15 protein-coding genes are annotated in these 14684 nt (G+C 67.4%); 13 read left to right on the top strand and 2 right to left on the bottom strand.

The genetic code is table 11. The features are described from left to right. The first annotated feature begins 3 nt into the window (after positions 1 to 3). The 11 genes from NGB94_RS12900 to NGB94_RS12850 all read left to right on the top strand — a co-directional run bounded on the left by NGB94_RS12900 (position 4) and on the right by NGB94_RS12850 (position 10730). Positions 4 to 681, top strand: a complete 678-nt coding sequence (locus NGB94_RS12900; RefSeq protein ID WP_325791064.1) for an NAD(P)-binding oxidoreductase — start codon at positions 4 to 6, stop codon at positions 679 to 681. An 87-nt stretch (positions 682 to 768) separates the two neighbouring features. Continuing rightward, positions 769 to 2019: a 1-deoxy-D-xylulose-5-phosphate reductoisomerase gene (gene dxr, locus NGB94_RS12895; protein ID WP_325791063.1), complete on the top strand. Its 1251-nt coding sequence runs from the start codon at positions 769 to 771 to the stop codon at positions 2017 to 2019. Positions 2020 to 2037: 18 nt separating this feature from the next. Next, positions 2038 to 3378 carry a site-2 protease family protein gene (locus NGB94_RS12890; protein WP_325791062.1) on the top strand — a complete coding sequence of 447 codons (1341 nt, stop codon included), beginning with the start codon at positions 2038 to 2040 and terminating at the stop codon, positions 3376 to 3378. A gap of 64 nt (positions 3379 to 3442) precedes the next feature. Continuing rightward, complete coding sequence (locus tag NGB94_RS12885; RefSeq protein WP_325791061.1) at positions 3443 to 4075, top strand: MarR family transcriptional regulator; 633 nt, start codon at positions 3443 to 3445, stop codon at positions 4073 to 4075. 66 nt (positions 4076 to 4141) lie between these two features. After that, positions 4142 to 4594 carry a hypothetical protein gene (locus NGB94_RS12880; RefSeq protein ID WP_325791060.1) on the top strand — a complete coding sequence of 151 codons (453 nt, stop codon included), beginning with the start codon at positions 4142 to 4144 and terminating at the stop codon, positions 4592 to 4594. 20 nt (positions 4595 to 4614) lie between these two features. Next, the gene (locus NGB94_RS12875; protein WP_091606243.1) at positions 4615 to 4908 is read left to right on the top strand and encodes a YciI family protein; all 294 of its coding nucleotides are present in this window, start codon (positions 4615 to 4617) and stop codon (positions 4906 to 4908) included. Positions 4909 to 5031: 123 nt separating this feature from the next. After that, positions 5032 to 6198, top strand: coding sequence for a flavodoxin-dependent (E)-4-hydroxy-3-methylbut-2-enyl-diphosphate synthase (gene ispG / locus NGB94_RS12870; RefSeq protein WP_325791059.1), 1167 nt, complete (start codon positions 5032 to 5034; stop codon positions 6196 to 6198). A 10-nt stretch (positions 6199 to 6208) separates the two neighbouring features. After that, positions 6209 to 7060, top strand: a complete 852-nt coding sequence (locus NGB94_RS12865; RefSeq protein ID WP_325791058.1) for a GNAT family N-acetyltransferase — start codon at positions 6209 to 6211, stop codon at positions 7058 to 7060. Positions 7061 to 7147: 87 nt separating this feature from the next. Next, positions 7148 to 8005: a hypothetical protein gene (locus tag NGB94_RS12860; protein WP_325791057.1), complete on the top strand. Its 858-nt coding sequence runs from the start codon at positions 7148 to 7150 to the stop codon at positions 8003 to 8005. Between the two features lie 119 nt (positions 8006 to 8124). Then, on the top strand, positions 8125 to 9924 hold the full coding sequence (locus tag NGB94_RS12855) for a proline--tRNA ligase (RefSeq protein WP_325791056.1): 1800 nt from the start codon (positions 8125 to 8127) through the stop codon (positions 9922 to 9924). 8 nt (positions 9925 to 9932) lie between these two features. Next, the gene (locus NGB94_RS12850; RefSeq protein WP_325791055.1) at positions 9933 to 10730 is read left to right on the top strand and encodes a sulfite exporter TauE/SafE family protein; all 798 of its coding nucleotides are present in this window, start codon (positions 9933 to 9935) and stop codon (positions 10728 to 10730) included. Between the two features lie 10 nt (positions 10731 to 10740). Here the strand turns inward: NGB94_RS12850 and NGB94_RS12845 are convergent, their stop codons facing one another. After that, a complete protein-coding gene (locus tag NGB94_RS12845) occupies positions 10741 to 11781 on the bottom strand; it encodes an aminoglycoside phosphotransferase family protein (RefSeq protein ID WP_325791054.1) in 1041 nt (346 codons plus the stop codon). Between the two features lie 101 nt (positions 11782 to 11882). Then, positions 11883 to 12935: a DUF4439 domain-containing protein gene (locus NGB94_RS12840; RefSeq protein ID WP_325791053.1), complete on the bottom strand. Its 1053-nt coding sequence runs from the start codon at positions 12933 to 12935 to the stop codon at positions 11883 to 11885. Between the two features lie 106 nt (positions 12936 to 13041). On the opposite strand from NGB94_RS12840, the gene rimP reads away from it, so the two are divergent. Further along, positions 13042 to 13668 (top strand): ribosome maturation factor RimP, encoded by a 627-nt coding sequence (gene rimP, locus NGB94_RS12835; RefSeq protein WP_325791052.1) that lies wholly within the window; start codon positions 13042 to 13044, stop codon positions 13666 to 13668. Further along, positions 13669 to 14640: a transcription termination factor NusA gene (gene nusA, locus NGB94_RS12830; RefSeq protein ID WP_325791051.1), complete on the top strand. Its 972-nt coding sequence runs from the start codon at positions 13669 to 13671 to the stop codon at positions 14638 to 14640. It abuts the gene before it with no gap. Positions 14641 to 14684: the final 44 nt, after the last annotated feature.

Genomic DNA, 14684 nt, shown 5'->3' with positions numbered 1-14684 from the left:
GCTATGCGCATTGTCATAGCTGGAGCCCACGGGCAGATTGCACGAGAAACCGGCCGGCTCCTGGTTGCGGCCGGCCACGATGTTGCCGGCCTTATCCGGAACCCCGACCAGGCCGGGGACCTGGAAGCAGACCGCGTTGCTCCGGTGGTCCTTGACCTCGAAAACAGCACGCTGGAAGACCTCACCCAGGTGCTCACCGGGGCGGACCTTGCCGTGTTTGCGGCAGGCGCCGGGCCGGGCAGCAGCATCGAGCGCAAGGACAGTGTGGACCGTGCGGGAGCCGTCCTGCTGGCCGAGGCCGCCGAGCAGGCCGGCGTCGGCCGGCTGATCCAGGTGTCCTCGGCGGGTACTGAAGCCGTCATCGGCGGAGCGCGCCCCGAAGGCCTCCAAGACGCCATGTACGCCTACCTGGTGGCCAAGCGTGCTGCGGAGGAAGACCTGATGTTGCGGACAGACCTGGACTGGACCATCATCCGGCCCGGAACGCTGACCAACGGCGATCCCGTGGGGCTGGTGGAGCTGGCGCCGGTAGTTGCGTCCAATACGGTCCCGCGCCAGGACGTGGCAGCGGTTCTGGCCGAGCTGGCAAAATCCGGCCGCGGCAGCGGCCAGGTACTGGGACTCGTCACCGGAACGGACCCGATTCCGGATGCCGTGGCGGCCCTGCCGGTGGCGCTGTGAGCCCGGGTCCGTGCGCCGCGCCGGACCCCGAAAAGCGTGCGCCGCAGCTGGCGCCGGCACGTGCCGGGGTGCGGGATACTGGAGAGCATGCAGCTACCTGAGCCCGAAACCGTAACAGCGGCAACCAGTGACCGGACCGTGCCGGCCGGCAGCGAGGGGGTTCCCCGGCGCGTGGTCCTCCTGGGCTCCACCGGTTCCATCGGCACGCAGGCCATCGACGTCGCCGACGCCGCCCCGGACCGGTTCAGCATTGTTGCCCTGGCTGCCGGCGGAAACAACCTGGACCTGCTGGCCCGGCAGGCGGTCCATACCCGGGCTGCCGCCGTCGGCTGCGCCGCAGTGGACCTGGCGACGCTGGAGGATGCACTGCGCCGAGCCTGCACCGAAGCGTCCGTGACCGGCTACGATCCCGAACTGTTCGTGGGCCCGGGAGCAGCCACCGCCGTCGCGTCCTGGCCGGAAGCCGAGGTGGTCCTGAACGGGATGACCGGTTCCATCGGACTTGAACCGACGCTCGCGGCGCTGGCCGCCGGACACATGCTGGCACTGGCCAACAAGGAATCGCTGATCGTGGGCGGAGCGCTGGTGAAGCAGGCAGCCCGCCCCGGGCAGCTGGTGCCGGTGGACTCCGAACACTCAGCCCTGGCGCAGGCCCTGCGCGCCGGCACCTCCGACGAAGTGGACCGGCTGGTGGTTACCGCCTCCGGCGGTCCGTTCCGCGGCCGCCGCCGCGAAGAACTCAAAGACGTCACCCCCGAACAGGCGCTGGCACATCCCACCTGGAAGATGGGCCGGATGGTCACCACCAACTCCGCCACCATGGTGAACAAGGCACTGGAAGTCATCGAGGCGCACCTGCTCTTCGACGTCCCGCTGGACCGCATTGACGTGGTGGTCCATCCACAGTCGGTCGTGCACTCAATGGTCCAGTTCACGGACGGCTCCACCATTGCCCAGGCGTCCCCGCCGGACATGAAGCTGCCCATTGCCCTGGGCATGGGCTGGCCGGAGCGGGTGCCCGGCGCCGCCTCACCCTGCGACTGGACCAAGGCCACCGAATGGACCTTCGAACCGCTGGACGAAGATGCCTTCCCGGCAGTCCGCCTCGCCAAGGAAGCAGCGGCCTCCGGCGGAACCGGCATGGCCGTCTACAACGCCGCCAACGAGGAAGCCGTGGACGCCTTCCACGACGGTCTCATCGGATTCACAGACATAGTTGATACGATCGCCGCCGTGCTGGCCGAGCACACCGAGTCCGGCGAACTGACGCTGCAGTCAGTGCTGGCGGCTGAAAAGTGGGCCCGTTCCGCAGCCCGGGCCCGAATCGGCAGAGGCTGAGCAAATGAAGGAAGTCCGTTGAGCGTTCTACTTTTTATCCTGGGCGTGCTGTTCGTGGCCGCCGGCATCGCGGTTTCGATCGCGCTGCATGAGGTTGGCCACCTGCTGCCGGCCAAAGCGTTCAAGGTCCGGGTCACGCAGTACATGATCGGTTTCGGTCCCACCGTGTTCTCCCGGCGGCGCGGTGAAACCGAATACGGCGTCAAGGCACTGCCCCTTGGCGGCTATGTGTCCATGGTTGGCATGTTCCCGCCCAACACGGAAACGCACGACGGCGACGTGCGCCGCTCCAGCACCGGCATGTTCCAGCAGCTGGCCGTGGATGCCCGCCAGGCCGAGACTGACCGGCTGGAACCCGGCGACGAGAACCGGGTGTTCTACAAACTGCCCGTGTGGAAGCGGATCATCATCATGCTCGGCGGGCCGTTCATGAACCTGCTCATCGGCACCGTGCTCTTCGCCGTGCTGCTGATGGGCTTCGGCAACGCCCAGGCCACCACCACCCTCGCCTCCGTGAACGAGTGCGTGATCAGCGGCAGCCAGGCTGCCTCCGGGCAGACCGAATGTACAGACACCGATCCCGCAGCGCCGGCCCACGAAGCCGGGCTGCTGCCGGGGGACACCATCACGCGCTTCGACGGCCAGCCGGTCCAGGACTGGACGGAGCTCTCCGGCCTGATCCGCGAGGCCGCCGGACGCAGCGTCACCGTGACCTATGAGCGCAACGGCGTCGAAGCCGAAGCCAGCATCACGCCGCTGCTGACCGAACGCCCCGTCACCGAAGAGGACGGCACGCCGGTCCTTGACGACGGCGGCAACCCGGTGACCGAGGAAGTCGGCTTTATCGGGGTCGGTTCGCAGACCGCGCTGGTCCGCCAGCCCGCCACCGAAGTGCTGCCCATGGTCGGGGAGAACCTGCAGGGGATTGCCGGCGTCGTCATTAATCTTCCGCAGCGGATCGCCGACGTGGCCCAGGCTGCGTTCTCCTCCGAGGAGCGCGACCCGAACGGCCCCATGTCCGTTGTTGGTGTTGGCCGGATTGCCGGCGAGATTTCCTCGATGGAAGAAGCGCCGGTGCAGAACCGGGTGGCCACGCTGATCGGCCTGGTGGGCAGCGTGAACCTGGCGCTGTTCGTGTTCAACCTGATTCCCCTGCTGCCGCTGGACGGAGGGCACGTGGCCGGTGCGCTCTGGGAGTCCCTGCGCCGGGGCATCGCTAAGCTGTTCCGCCGCCCGGATCCGGGGCCGTTCGACATGGCCAGGCTGCTGCCGGTGACCTACGCCGTCGCCGTGCTGCTCATGGGCATGGGGGCGCTGCTGATTTACGCGGACATCGTGAAGCCTGTCAGTCTTTTTTAGTTTCAAACATACTTGAAACCGATTTTGCTTGTAAATATTTTTACAACCGGATACGGTTTCAAGCATGTTCGTGCTGACGATAGACCAGAAGGACAGCCGCAACAGTTCAGACCGCGTTCCCGAGCTGCTTGAACTGCTGGGTTCCCAGGACCTGGCGCTTCCGTTTGAGCGCACTGTCGGAGATGAGGTCCAGGCCGTTGCTTCATCCCCGGCCGCCGTCATCGACGCGGCCCTGCTGACTCTTCGGCAGGGCGGCTGGTCCGTGGGGATCGGCGTGGGAAATGTGGGATTGCCGCTGCCGGCATCAACGCGCGAAGCCGGGGGAGAAGCGTTCATAGCCGCGCGCGCCGCCGTGGACCGGGCCAAGAAAACCGGCGACCGTCCGCCCATCGCGGTGGCTGCGGACCCCAATGCCGGCCCGGAAGCCGCCGAGGCTGCCGCCCACGCCGAAGCCGTCCTGATCCTCATCGCCGGGCTGGTCCGTGACCGCAGCGAAGCGGAGTGGCGGATCCTGGAACACGTCGACCCGCACAAATGGGGCTCCCAGAGCGCAGCAGCACGTATGCTCGGGATCAGTTCCCAGGCAGTGAGCAACGCCGTCCAGCGGGCCAAGTGGCAGGAAGAATGGGCCGCACGCCCGGCAGCGGAGGTGCTGCTGGACCGGGCGGACCAGGCAGCCTGCTCCCCGCCGAGATAACAGAAACTGCCCGTTACAGCGCTGAGACGTGCAGTTTCTGCCATCTCGGAGAGGACAAGGAGTTCCATGGACCTGCTCTGGATCGTGCTAGGCCTGCTGGGGGCCGCCGTCGGAGGCTGGCCGGTCACCGGTGCCGTGCTGAAGCTTGCCCGCGCGGTTGAGGCAGCCCGCCCCGGCCCGGACCCGGCCCGGGATCCGGCGGCGGACCAGGTCCACGAACCGGTCACACGCCCCGCACTGCCGCCGCTGCCCAGCCGCCCGCCGCAGCCGGCCGGACCGGTGATCCTGCGCGGCGGCCTGGTGATCGGGCTCCTGGAACGGCTCGCCGTGGCCACCGCCGTCCTGGCGGATGAGCCCGTGGCCATCGCCTACGTCATCGCCATCAAAGGTCTTGGCCGGTATGCCGAGCTGAAGGAGACTCCCGCCGCCGCGGAGCGGTTCATCATCGGAACCCTCGCCTCCATGCTCTGGGCAGTGGGCATAGCGGTGGCCGTCCGGGTGGCGCTGCTGCAGGGCTGACATCCCTTAGGGTGGGAATCATGAGTATTTTCGCAGTTGAGTACGTGTACGACGCCGAATCAGCAGCTGTGCGCGACGAGCACCGCCCTGCCCACCGCGAGTGGCTTGCAGCCCTGGTCGAAGAGGGCAAGGTCCTGGCCAGCGGCCCGTTCACGGACGGCGCCGGAGCGCTGCTCATCTTCACCGCCGCGGACGAAGACGAGCTGAACAACCTGCTCAAGCAGGACCCGCTGGCCGTGGGCGGCGGCATTTCCGGGCTCAAGACCACCGAGTGGAAGCCGGTTACGGGTGCCTTCGCGCACCTGGCGGGCTAAGCCCTGAGTGATATTCCACCTGCCTGCGGCACACGGTGCGGCGGGCAGGTGGATAATAGGACAGGCGCGCTTATCCCCGCCGCCACAGACTAATACCTGCCCCCAGGGCACATGGAGGATGTTTTGACCTCGGTCAACCTAGGAATGCCAGCAGCACCGCCGCCCGTCCTTGCCCCGAGGCGCAAAACCCGCCAGATCAAGGTGGGTTCGGTCGGCGTCGGGTCGGACTTCCCGATCAGCGTCCAGTCGATGACCACCACGCCGACCACGGACATCAACGCCACCCTCCAGCAGATCGCCGAACTGACGGCGTCGGGCTGTGACATTGTGCGCGTTGCCTGCCCCAGCGCCGATGACGCGGCAGCACTGCCGATCATCGCCAAGAAGTCGCAGATTCCGGTCATTGCGGACATCCACTTCCAGCCCAAGTACGTTTATGCCGCGATTGAAGCCGGCTGCGCCGCTGTCCGCGTGAACCCGGGCAACATCCGCAAGTTCGACGACCAGGTCAAGCAGATCGCCCAAGAGGCCAAGGACGCCGGGGTGTCCATCCGGATTGGCGTGAACGCCGGTTCCCTGGATCCCCGCCTGCTCGCCAAGTACGGCAAGGCAACACCGGAGGCGCTGGTTGAATCCGCCGTCTGGGAGGCATCCCTCTTCGAGGAACACGACTTCCACGACTTCAAGATTTCCGTTAAGCACAATGACCCCGTGGTCATGGTCCGCGCCTACGAGCTGCTCGCCGAACGCGGCGACTGGCCGCTGCACCTGGGCGTGACCGAAGCCGGTCCGGCATTCCAGGGAACCATCAAGTCCGCCACCGCTTTCGGTGCGCTGCTCTCCAAGGGCATCGGCGACACCATCCGCGTCTCGCTCTCCGCCCCGCCGGTGGAGGAGATCAAGGTGGGCAACCAGATCCTGCAGTCGCTGAACCTGCGGCCCCGCAAGCTCGAAATTGTCTCCTGCCCCTCCTGCGGCCGTGCCCAGGTGGACGTCTACACCCTCGCCGAGCAGGTCACCGCCGGACTGGAAGGCATGGAAGTGCCGCTGCGCGTCGCCGTCATGGGCTGCGTCGTAAACGGTCCCGGAGAAGCACGCGAAGCTGATCTGGGTGTAGCCTCCGGTAACGGAAAGGGACAGATCTTCGTCAAGGGCGAAGTCATCAAGACCGTTCCGGAAGACCAGATTGTTGAGACCCTGATCGAAGAAGCGATGAGGATCGCCGAGGATATGGGGGAAGCCGATGGCGAGGATGCTGGCACGGGTGGCCCCATGGTTACCGTCGGCTAGGACGGAGACGATGCGCAGCGGGAACGCGACAGGAACGCTGCGCATCCTTGGTGCGGCCGATACCGCGGCCCTCACCGAACTTGCCGCCGCCGATCCGGTGGCGAATACTTTCCTGCTCTCGCACCTGGAAACCACCGGGACCGCTGCTCCCACAGTGTCCGGCGGCCAGGTGCTGGGAGTGTTCGACGACGGTAAGCTCACCGCCGCCTGCTGGGCGGGTGTCAACGTTGTGCCAACCGGCGTCACCGCCGAAAACGGCCCGGAAATCGGCGCCTACCTGGCCAGTACCGGACGGCGTTTCTCTTCCCTGTTCGGTCCCGCCGAGGCAGTGCTTTCCCTCTGGTCCCAGCTGCAGCACACCTCGCCGCGCCCCTTCGACGTACGCAGCGACCAGCCGCTGCTTGAGATCGACGGCCCTTCGCCGGTAACGCCGGCACCGGGTCTGCGCCGGGCCCGGCCCTCGGACCTGGACCGGCTGCTCCCGGCGTGCACGGCGATGTTCGAGGAAGAAGTCGGTTACTCCCCGGTGGCCGGCGGCAGCCGGCACTACCGCCAGCGGGTTCTCTCACTGATCCAGAACGGCCACTCGCTGGTGGAGTTCGACGCCGCCGGACAGGTGATCTTCAAGGCTGAGCTGGGCACGGTCTCCAGCAGGGCCGTGCAGGTGCAGGGAGTCTGGATGAACCCTGCGTACCGCGGACGCGGCCTGAGCGCGGCCTATATGTCCGCCGTGGTCCAGTTCGCCCGGGAACTGGCGCCGCTCACCAGCCTCTACGTGAACTCCTACAACGCCCCTGCCCGGGCCACCTACGAATCGGTGGGCTTCCGGCAGGTGGGCACCTTCGCCACGATCCTCTTCTGACCCGGGTTCGCTGATCACCCGGCGCACCAACCCCGGCAGGACGGCAGCCTTACGCTCCCCGCGGGTGCGCCTTAGGCTGGGACGACCATGAGACGAATCAGCCGCGCGTCCTGCCTGCTCGCCGCAGCCCTGCTGCTGACGGCCTGCACGGGCTCGCCCGGAGGCGGCCGGAGCGCCCCGTCCGTTACGGTGCCCGCCGATCCCGCGCCCGCTGTCACTGCCGAAGCCCCGCTGCCGACCGGACCGGAAACCGACAACGGCAGCCCAGCCGGATCGGGAGCGGCCCCCGGCTCCGACCGCAGCACCGGGAGTTCCCCGGCCACGGAAGGAACGCCGGAAAACGCCGGGCCCGCCTTCAGCGCCGCCGAGCTGGAAGCCGCCGTCACGGCGGCGAACCGGTCCCTTGGTCTGGACGGGGAGGTGCTCAGCGAGGAAACTCTCCGCGCGGTGCTTCCCGACGCGGGGTCAATCGGCCCTGAGGTGGCCTTTGAACCGGCTGCCTGCGCACAGATCGCCGCCACCGATTCGGTTGCGGCCGTGCAGGACGCTGCGCTGGCCGGTCTGGCCTACGGTGCGGAAGCGGAAGCCGCCAGCGTCCTGAACGTCGCGGCGTACGCCGGCAGTTCGGTCCTGGACACACTGGACTTCATTGACGAGTCGGTCCTGGCAGACTGCGCGGAGGTACAGATGTCCCGGGACGGGACCACCGTGACGGTGACCAACACCCGGCTGGATGTGTCCTCCACTGCTGAGGAAACCCTGGCGCTGGATACCGTCGTCACCTCACCTGCGGGCTCAACACAGCTCGTGGTGGTCAGCGCACGCACCGGGAACGTGCGCCTGGTGGCCTCGATTCCGGCGCCCGGGGATGCCCGCCTGGCTGCGGGGGAAGCCAGTCTGCTCATCGATGCCGTCCTGGCTGAACTTGAGGCCGGTTCCCTGTAACCCCAGCCCGTCCCGCCACGCGGCTGCCGTGTCCGGCGCAGCGTGCGCCAGGGGCTAGATTAGTAGGGAGAACTTCTTACTTAGCGTGCAGCCTGCGGCTGCAGAAACGGATTCGACGCGTGGTCCTTCGACTTTCCACCCTTTTCCTGCGCACCCTGCGCGAAGACCCGGCAGACGCCGACGTCGCCAGCCACCGCCTGCTGGTGCGTGCCGGCTACATCCGCCGTGCCGCACCCGGCATCTACTCGTGGCTGCCGCTGGGCCTGCGCGTGCTCGGCAAGGTGGAGACCATCATCCGCGAGGAAATGGCAGCCATCGGTGCCCAGGAAGTCCACTTCCCGGCCCTGCTGCCGCGCGAGCCGTACGAAGCTTCCAACCGCTGGACCGAGTACGGCGAGAACCTCTTCCGCCTCCAGGACCGCAAGGGCGCGGACTACCTGCTGGCGCCGACCCATGAGGAAATGTTCACCCTCCTGGTCAAGGACCTCTACAGCTCCTACAAGGACCTGCCGGTCTCGCTGTTCCAGATCCAGAACAAGTACCGCGACGAAGCCCGCCCGCGTGCCGGCCTGCTCCGCGGCCGCGAGTTCATCATGAAGGACTCCTACTCCTTCGACATCGACGACGAAGGCCTCGAGGCCAGCTACCAGGCGCACCGCGGTGCCTACCTGCGCATCTTCGAGCGCCTGGGGCTCGACGTCGTTGTGGTCTCCGCTGTCTCCGGCGCCATGGGCGGGTCCAAGAGCGAGGAATTCCTGCACCCGACCCCCGTCGGCGAGGACACCTACGTCCGTTCGGCCGGCGGCTACGCAGCCAACGTCGAGGCCGTTACCACGGTCGCACCGGAACCGGTTGACTACACCAACGCTCCGGCTGCACGGGTCGTGGACACCCCGGATACCCCGACCATCGACACCCTGGTAGCGGACGTCAACGCCCGCTTCCCGAAGGACTACGGCGAATGGACCGCCGCGGACACGCTCAAGAACGTGGTGCTCGCCGTGAGCCTGCCCACCGGAGAGCGGCAGATCGTCGTCGTCGGTGTTCCCGGCGACCGCGCCGTGGACCTCAAGCGCATCGAAGCCAACATCGGCCCGCACCTTGAAATGTCCGGTGAACTCGGCGTTGAAGCCGCATCGGATGAGGACCTCAAGAAGCACCCGGGCCTGGTCAAGGGCTACATCGGCCCGGGCCTGACCACGGAAGAAGCCGTCCTGGGCACGGAGTCTGCCACCGGCCTGCTCTACCTTGTGGACCCCCGCGTGGTTGCCGGAACTGCCTGGATCACCGGAGCCAACCAGCCGGGCAAGCACGTGATTGGCCTGGTTGCCGAGCGCGACTTCGGCTGGGACGGCGTCATTGAAGCCGTCGAGGTCCGTGAAGGTGACGAGGCTCCGGACGGATCCGGTCCCCTGGAGGCAGCCCGCGGCATCGAAATGGGCCACATCTTCCAGCTTGGCCGCAAGTACGCCGAAGCACTGGGCCTTAAGGTCCTGGACAAGAACGGCAAGCTCGCAACCGTCACCATGGGCTCCTACGGCGTAGGCGTTACCCGCGCCGTCGCGGCGCTGGCCGAGTCCAACCGCGATGACAAGGGCATCATCTGGCCGCGCGCCGTCGCGCCGGCCGACGTCCACGTAGTGGCCACCGGCCGCGGCGACGAGATCTTCGAAGCGGCAGCCAAGCTCTCCGAGGACCTCGAAGCGGCCGGACTGGAGGTCATCTACGATGACCGTCCCAAGGTTTCCCCGGGCGTAAAGTTCGGCGATGCCGAACTGATCGGCGTTCCCACCATCCTGGTGGTCGGCCGCGGCCTGGCTGACGGCGTCGTCGAAATCAAGGACCGCGCCACCGGCGAGGCAGAAAACGTTCCGGTAGCCGAGGCTGTGGAGTACGTGCTCCGCGCTGCCCGGGCCTGAGCCCTTAGGTGGTCTCGGGGCTTGAGGACATAACGCTCGCCACCATCGCCCTCGTGGTGGTGGCGGGCCTTGCCGCAGGCTGGGTCGACGCCGTCGTGGGCGGCGGCGGACTGCTCCAGCTGCCGGCCCTGCTGCTGGTTCCCGGCATCACGCCCGTCGAGGCGCTGGCAACGAACAAGATGGGGTCCGTCTTCGGGACCACCACCAGCGCCGTCACCTACTACCGGCGTGCCCACCCCGACCTGAAAACGGCGCTGCCCATGGCCGGGGTGGCCCTGGCCGGGAGCTTCGGGGGAGCGGTGCTGGCGGCGTCCCTGCCGGCTTCGGTCTTCAAGCCCATCATCGTCGTGGCACTGATCGTTGTCGCCGTTTTCACGGCCACCAAGCCGACGGTGGGGGAGCTGACCAGGCTCCGGCACACCGGGAACCGGCACTACGTCACCGCCGGCGCCATCGGAGCCGTGATCGGCTTTTATGACGGACTCATCGGCCCCGGCACCGGGTCCTTCCTGATCATCGCCATGGTGACGCTGCTGGGATATAACTTCCTGGCTGCCAGTGCCAAGGCGAAGATCGTGAACATGGCAACCAACATCGGCGCCCTGGCCTTCTTCCTCCCGCACGGGTCACTGCTCTGGGGCCTGGGCCTGGTCCTGGGGCTGGCCAACATGACCGGCGGCTATATCGGTGCCCGCATGGCCGTGAAACAGGGCAGCAGGTTCATCCGGATCGTCTTCCTGGTGGTGGTCGGTGCGCTGATCATCAAGCTGGGCACCGACGTCTGGATGGAGAACTTCCAGGGCTAGGGGCAGCCGGCTACGCCGCAGGCAGCTCGCCGACGGGCGGAAGGCCGGGATGGGCCCGCCCTGCCAGTGCCGAGGCCACCCATACCGAGCGCCGGGCGTCACCGTGCATACCGTCGCGGAGGTATTCCAGCGCGTTGGCGACTTCACGCAGGATGCTCCACTCGGCCGCTGCCTCCGGTTCCAGTCCGCCGGCCTCGCAGAGATCCAGCAGCCGCTGTTTCAGGGCGTGTTCCGGCGCGGCGGGATCCAGGTCCTGCAGGCGGTTCCAGAGCATGGGCGCCACTGCGTATTCAGCCTCTCCGCAGACCGCCTGCGGATCAATCGCCGCGTAACCGCTGCCGGGACGGGCAAGGATGTTCCCGTAGTGCAGGTCCGCGTGTACCAGCACGTCCTGGCTGCTGCGGCGGCCCACGATCCCGCGGGTCTGGCTGACAGCCAGCGCTGCTTCAAGGAGCCAGCGTTCAAACGGCTGCCCCAGCGCCTCCCAGTCGGCGGGCAGCTCATCTGAGAGCTGCTCGGCTCTTTCGGCAGCGGAGGGGATGCCGGCCCACTCCGGTTCGTCCGATTCGGGGATGCCCAGCCGGCGGATGATTCCGCCCCAAACCCGTACTGCCTCGGCCACGGGAACCTCAAGCAGTGATTTCTCCGGGTCCAGCCGTTCGAGCAGCAGCGCCCCGCCGGCGGGGTCCCTGTCCAGCAGCCGGACCGCGCCCCGCCCGGCCCAGACCTGCAGCGCGGGCGCCTCAGCTGCCGCCTCGGGATGGGGGAACGGCAGCTTCAGGACTGCTGGGGTGCCGACGTTCGCCAGGACAGGAACCACCAGGGCGCCGTGGCCGTGCCAGCTGCCGGCGGTGGAATCATCCGGTGCGAGTCCAAAGGCATCGAATGCTGAGTCCACCAGGTCCGGGAGGCTTTCGACCCAGTCCCGGTCTTCGCGCGAGCGGCGGTAGCGCTGGCGCAGGGCTTCGGGTACTACGACGGCGGATGCCATAAAGGGTGCCTCCTGCTGGCCGGGGTCCGCGGCCGGGCGGGCGCCGACCTGAAAGGGCACCTGTTTTGGCCACCAACCCAGCCTAGGGTGCCTGCACCGAGTCATGCCAGCGCCGGGCCGTGCAGGCCCGGCCACAGCTCCAGGCGGTTGGTGGTGAGCCGTTATCCGGCAGCCCAGGGAAGGGAAGCGGGCTCAGCGTCCAGCCCCGGAGCGGGCGGGATCTCGGCGGAGGAGTACAGCAGCCGCGCACTGGCTACCAGGCGGTCAATCGCCCAGGACCGTACAGCGCCGTCGCTGCTTCCAGCGAGGTCGGCGTAGAGCGCCGGCATGGTCTCTTCAAGCTCTTCGAGCGAGGAGACGGGATCTGCCAGGAACCGGGCGTCCAGTGACCAGGCCGGGAGCGGGGTGATCTCCGGCAGGCACAGGACCGGCAGCAGCTCAGCGCCATCGCGGCCCGCTTCCAGGTGTGCGCTGCGGCGTTCACTGGCCGGCTGCCCCAGCACGGTGAAGGTCCTGCCGGCCTGGGCCTGCGCCACTTCATAGCCGTAGGCGGCGCCGTACTCGGCATTGACTGCGGCTTGCAGTGACTCGGCGGCGCCGGGCCGGTCCCGCAGCACGGCGCGGTCCCCGGTGGTGCACCTGGGCTGCTCCGAGTCATCCAGCACGGGAGTCCAGCCGGATTCCTGCAGCGGCAGGGGATCCTCTCCGAGCGCCGCAGCGGCACGCTCGGCAAGGAGTACCTGTCCCGCTCCGGTGGCGGCCAGCAGGCGGGCGGCACCATAGTCGGCGCGGCCGGCAGCAGCCAGGTTCTTCCGTGCGGATTCAAGCAGGGCCCGGGCGTAGGGGCGGCCCTGGACACCGGGTGCCTTCTGCAGGGCTGCGGCGCCCCCGGGGGACGTCAGCATCAGGGCCTGCCGGTTCAGGGTCTCCGCCGTGGAAAGCAGTGCAGCGGCTGCCCCCGCGTCCGCGGAAGCCGCAAGGGACTCGGCTTCCGCTGCAAGCAGGCGGGAAGTGGCGAACGCCTCATTCAGCGCCTGTTCGGTAAAGGTCCTGGGCCGTTCGGGTTCAACCCCGGAACCTGCGGTGAGGCCCAGCGAGGCGATCACGCAGGCCAGAAGCCCCAAAGCGAGGGTACGCCGCAGGAAGCCGGCTGCAGCGGCAGCCCGGGAAGGGCGTGCAGCGGGCCGCTGCGGGGCGTTCGGGGGCTTCTCCACAACACTCGATCATGCCACGAACGGGCCCTCACCTGCGGCGGTGACCCGGGGCCCCGGGAAAAGTCGGTAGTCTAGGAGCTACAACAACATCTAGTGGGAGGCAGTAATGGCGGGTCGCCCCAGCCCTAAAAAAGACACGTCGTCTAACTACCGCAAGAACGCACAGCGCGCCGAGGTGGCCGCAGAGACGCAGCGGCTGAAGGACTACCTGGCTCCCACAGTTGCCGGTGAGAACCTCTTCCTCGAGGACATCGAAATCAGGATTGCCGGCGCCCACCGGACCATCCACGTGATCGTGGACCTTCCGGAGACGGAAAGCGGCGGCGTGAGCCTTGACCGGATTGCGGACGTTTCCCGCGTCCTTTCCGATGCCATGGACCAGGACCCGCAGGATGACGGCCGTCCCTACAGCCTGGAAGTCTCCTCACCCGGCGTCTCCCGCCCGCTCACGGAGCCCAGGCACTGGCGCCGCAACACCGGCCGGATGGTCAGCGTTGTCCCGGTGCGCGGCGATGCCGTGACCGGACGCCTGCTCGAGGTGGACGGCTCCGGCATCACGCTGGTTCCCGAGCTGGCGGTCAAAAAGGGAATGAAACCCAAACAGGGCGAGAAGTTGCACCTGGCGTTTGACCAGATTGCCAAGGGACGGGTCGAAATCGAATTCGCCCACCTTGAGGACGAACCGGCTGGCGAGGACGCCGACGGAATGAACAGCACAGCCGAGGAGGCCTAAATGGATATTGATATGAGTGCGCTGAGGCTGCTGGAAGCGGAACGCGAGATTCCGCTGGACAAGCTGATCCCCACGATCGAGCAGGCCCTGCTTGTTGCCTACCACAAGACAACCGGGTCCCAGGAAAAGGCGCGGGCTGAACTGGACCGCAAGAGCGGCCACGTGACCATCTGGGCCACGGAGCTCGACGACGACGGCGAGGCCGTGGGCGAGTTCGACGACACTCCGGCAGGCTTCGGGCGCATTGCGGCCAGCACTGCCCGGCAGATCATTCTGCAGCGCCTGCGCGATGTTGAAGACGACAACATCCTGGGCGAGTTCAAGGGCCGTGAAGGCGAGCTCGTGTCCGGCCAGATCCAGCAGGGCAACAACCCGCACATGATCCAGGTGAACCTCGGGTCGGTGGAAGCACTGCTGCCGCCCACCGAACAGGTGCCGGGGGAGAAGTACCTGCACGGATCACGCGTCCGTGCCTTCGTCGTCGACGTCCGCCGCGGTTTCAAGGGCCCGTCCATCACGCTTTCCCGCTCCCACCCGGGCCTGGTCCGGAAGCTCTTCGAACTGGAAGTTCCGGAAATCGCAGACGGCTCGGTTGAAATCGTTGCCCTCGCGCGTGAGGCCGGCCACCGGACGAAGATCGCGGTGAAGGCGAACGTTCCCGGCATCAACGCCAAGGGGGCCTGCATCGGTGAAATGGGCTCGCGCGTGCGTGCCGTAATGACCGAACTGCATGACGAGAAGATCGACATTGTGGACTTCAGCGAAGACCCCGCAACGTTCATCGCCAACGCGCTGTCGCCGTCTCGGGTAAACTCGGTGACCATCACTGACCCGGATACCCGTTCCGCACGGGTCGTGGTGCCGGATTACCAGCTCTCCCTGGCGATCGGCAAGGAAGGGCAGAACGCCCGCCTCGCCGCAAAGCTCACGGGCTGGCGGATCGACATCGTTTCCGACGCAAAGTCCGCCTAGCATCCCTGCCCGGCGGGCGGGATGAAGGCAAGAGAATAGAAACG

Source organism: Arthrobacter koreensis, from assembly GCF_035792275.1.
GTDB classification, from domain to species: Bacteria; Actinomycetota; Actinomycetes; order Actinomycetales; family Micrococcaceae; genus Arthrobacter_B; species Arthrobacter_B koreensis_A.
This window is presented reverse-complemented; position numbering and strand designations above follow the sequence as displayed.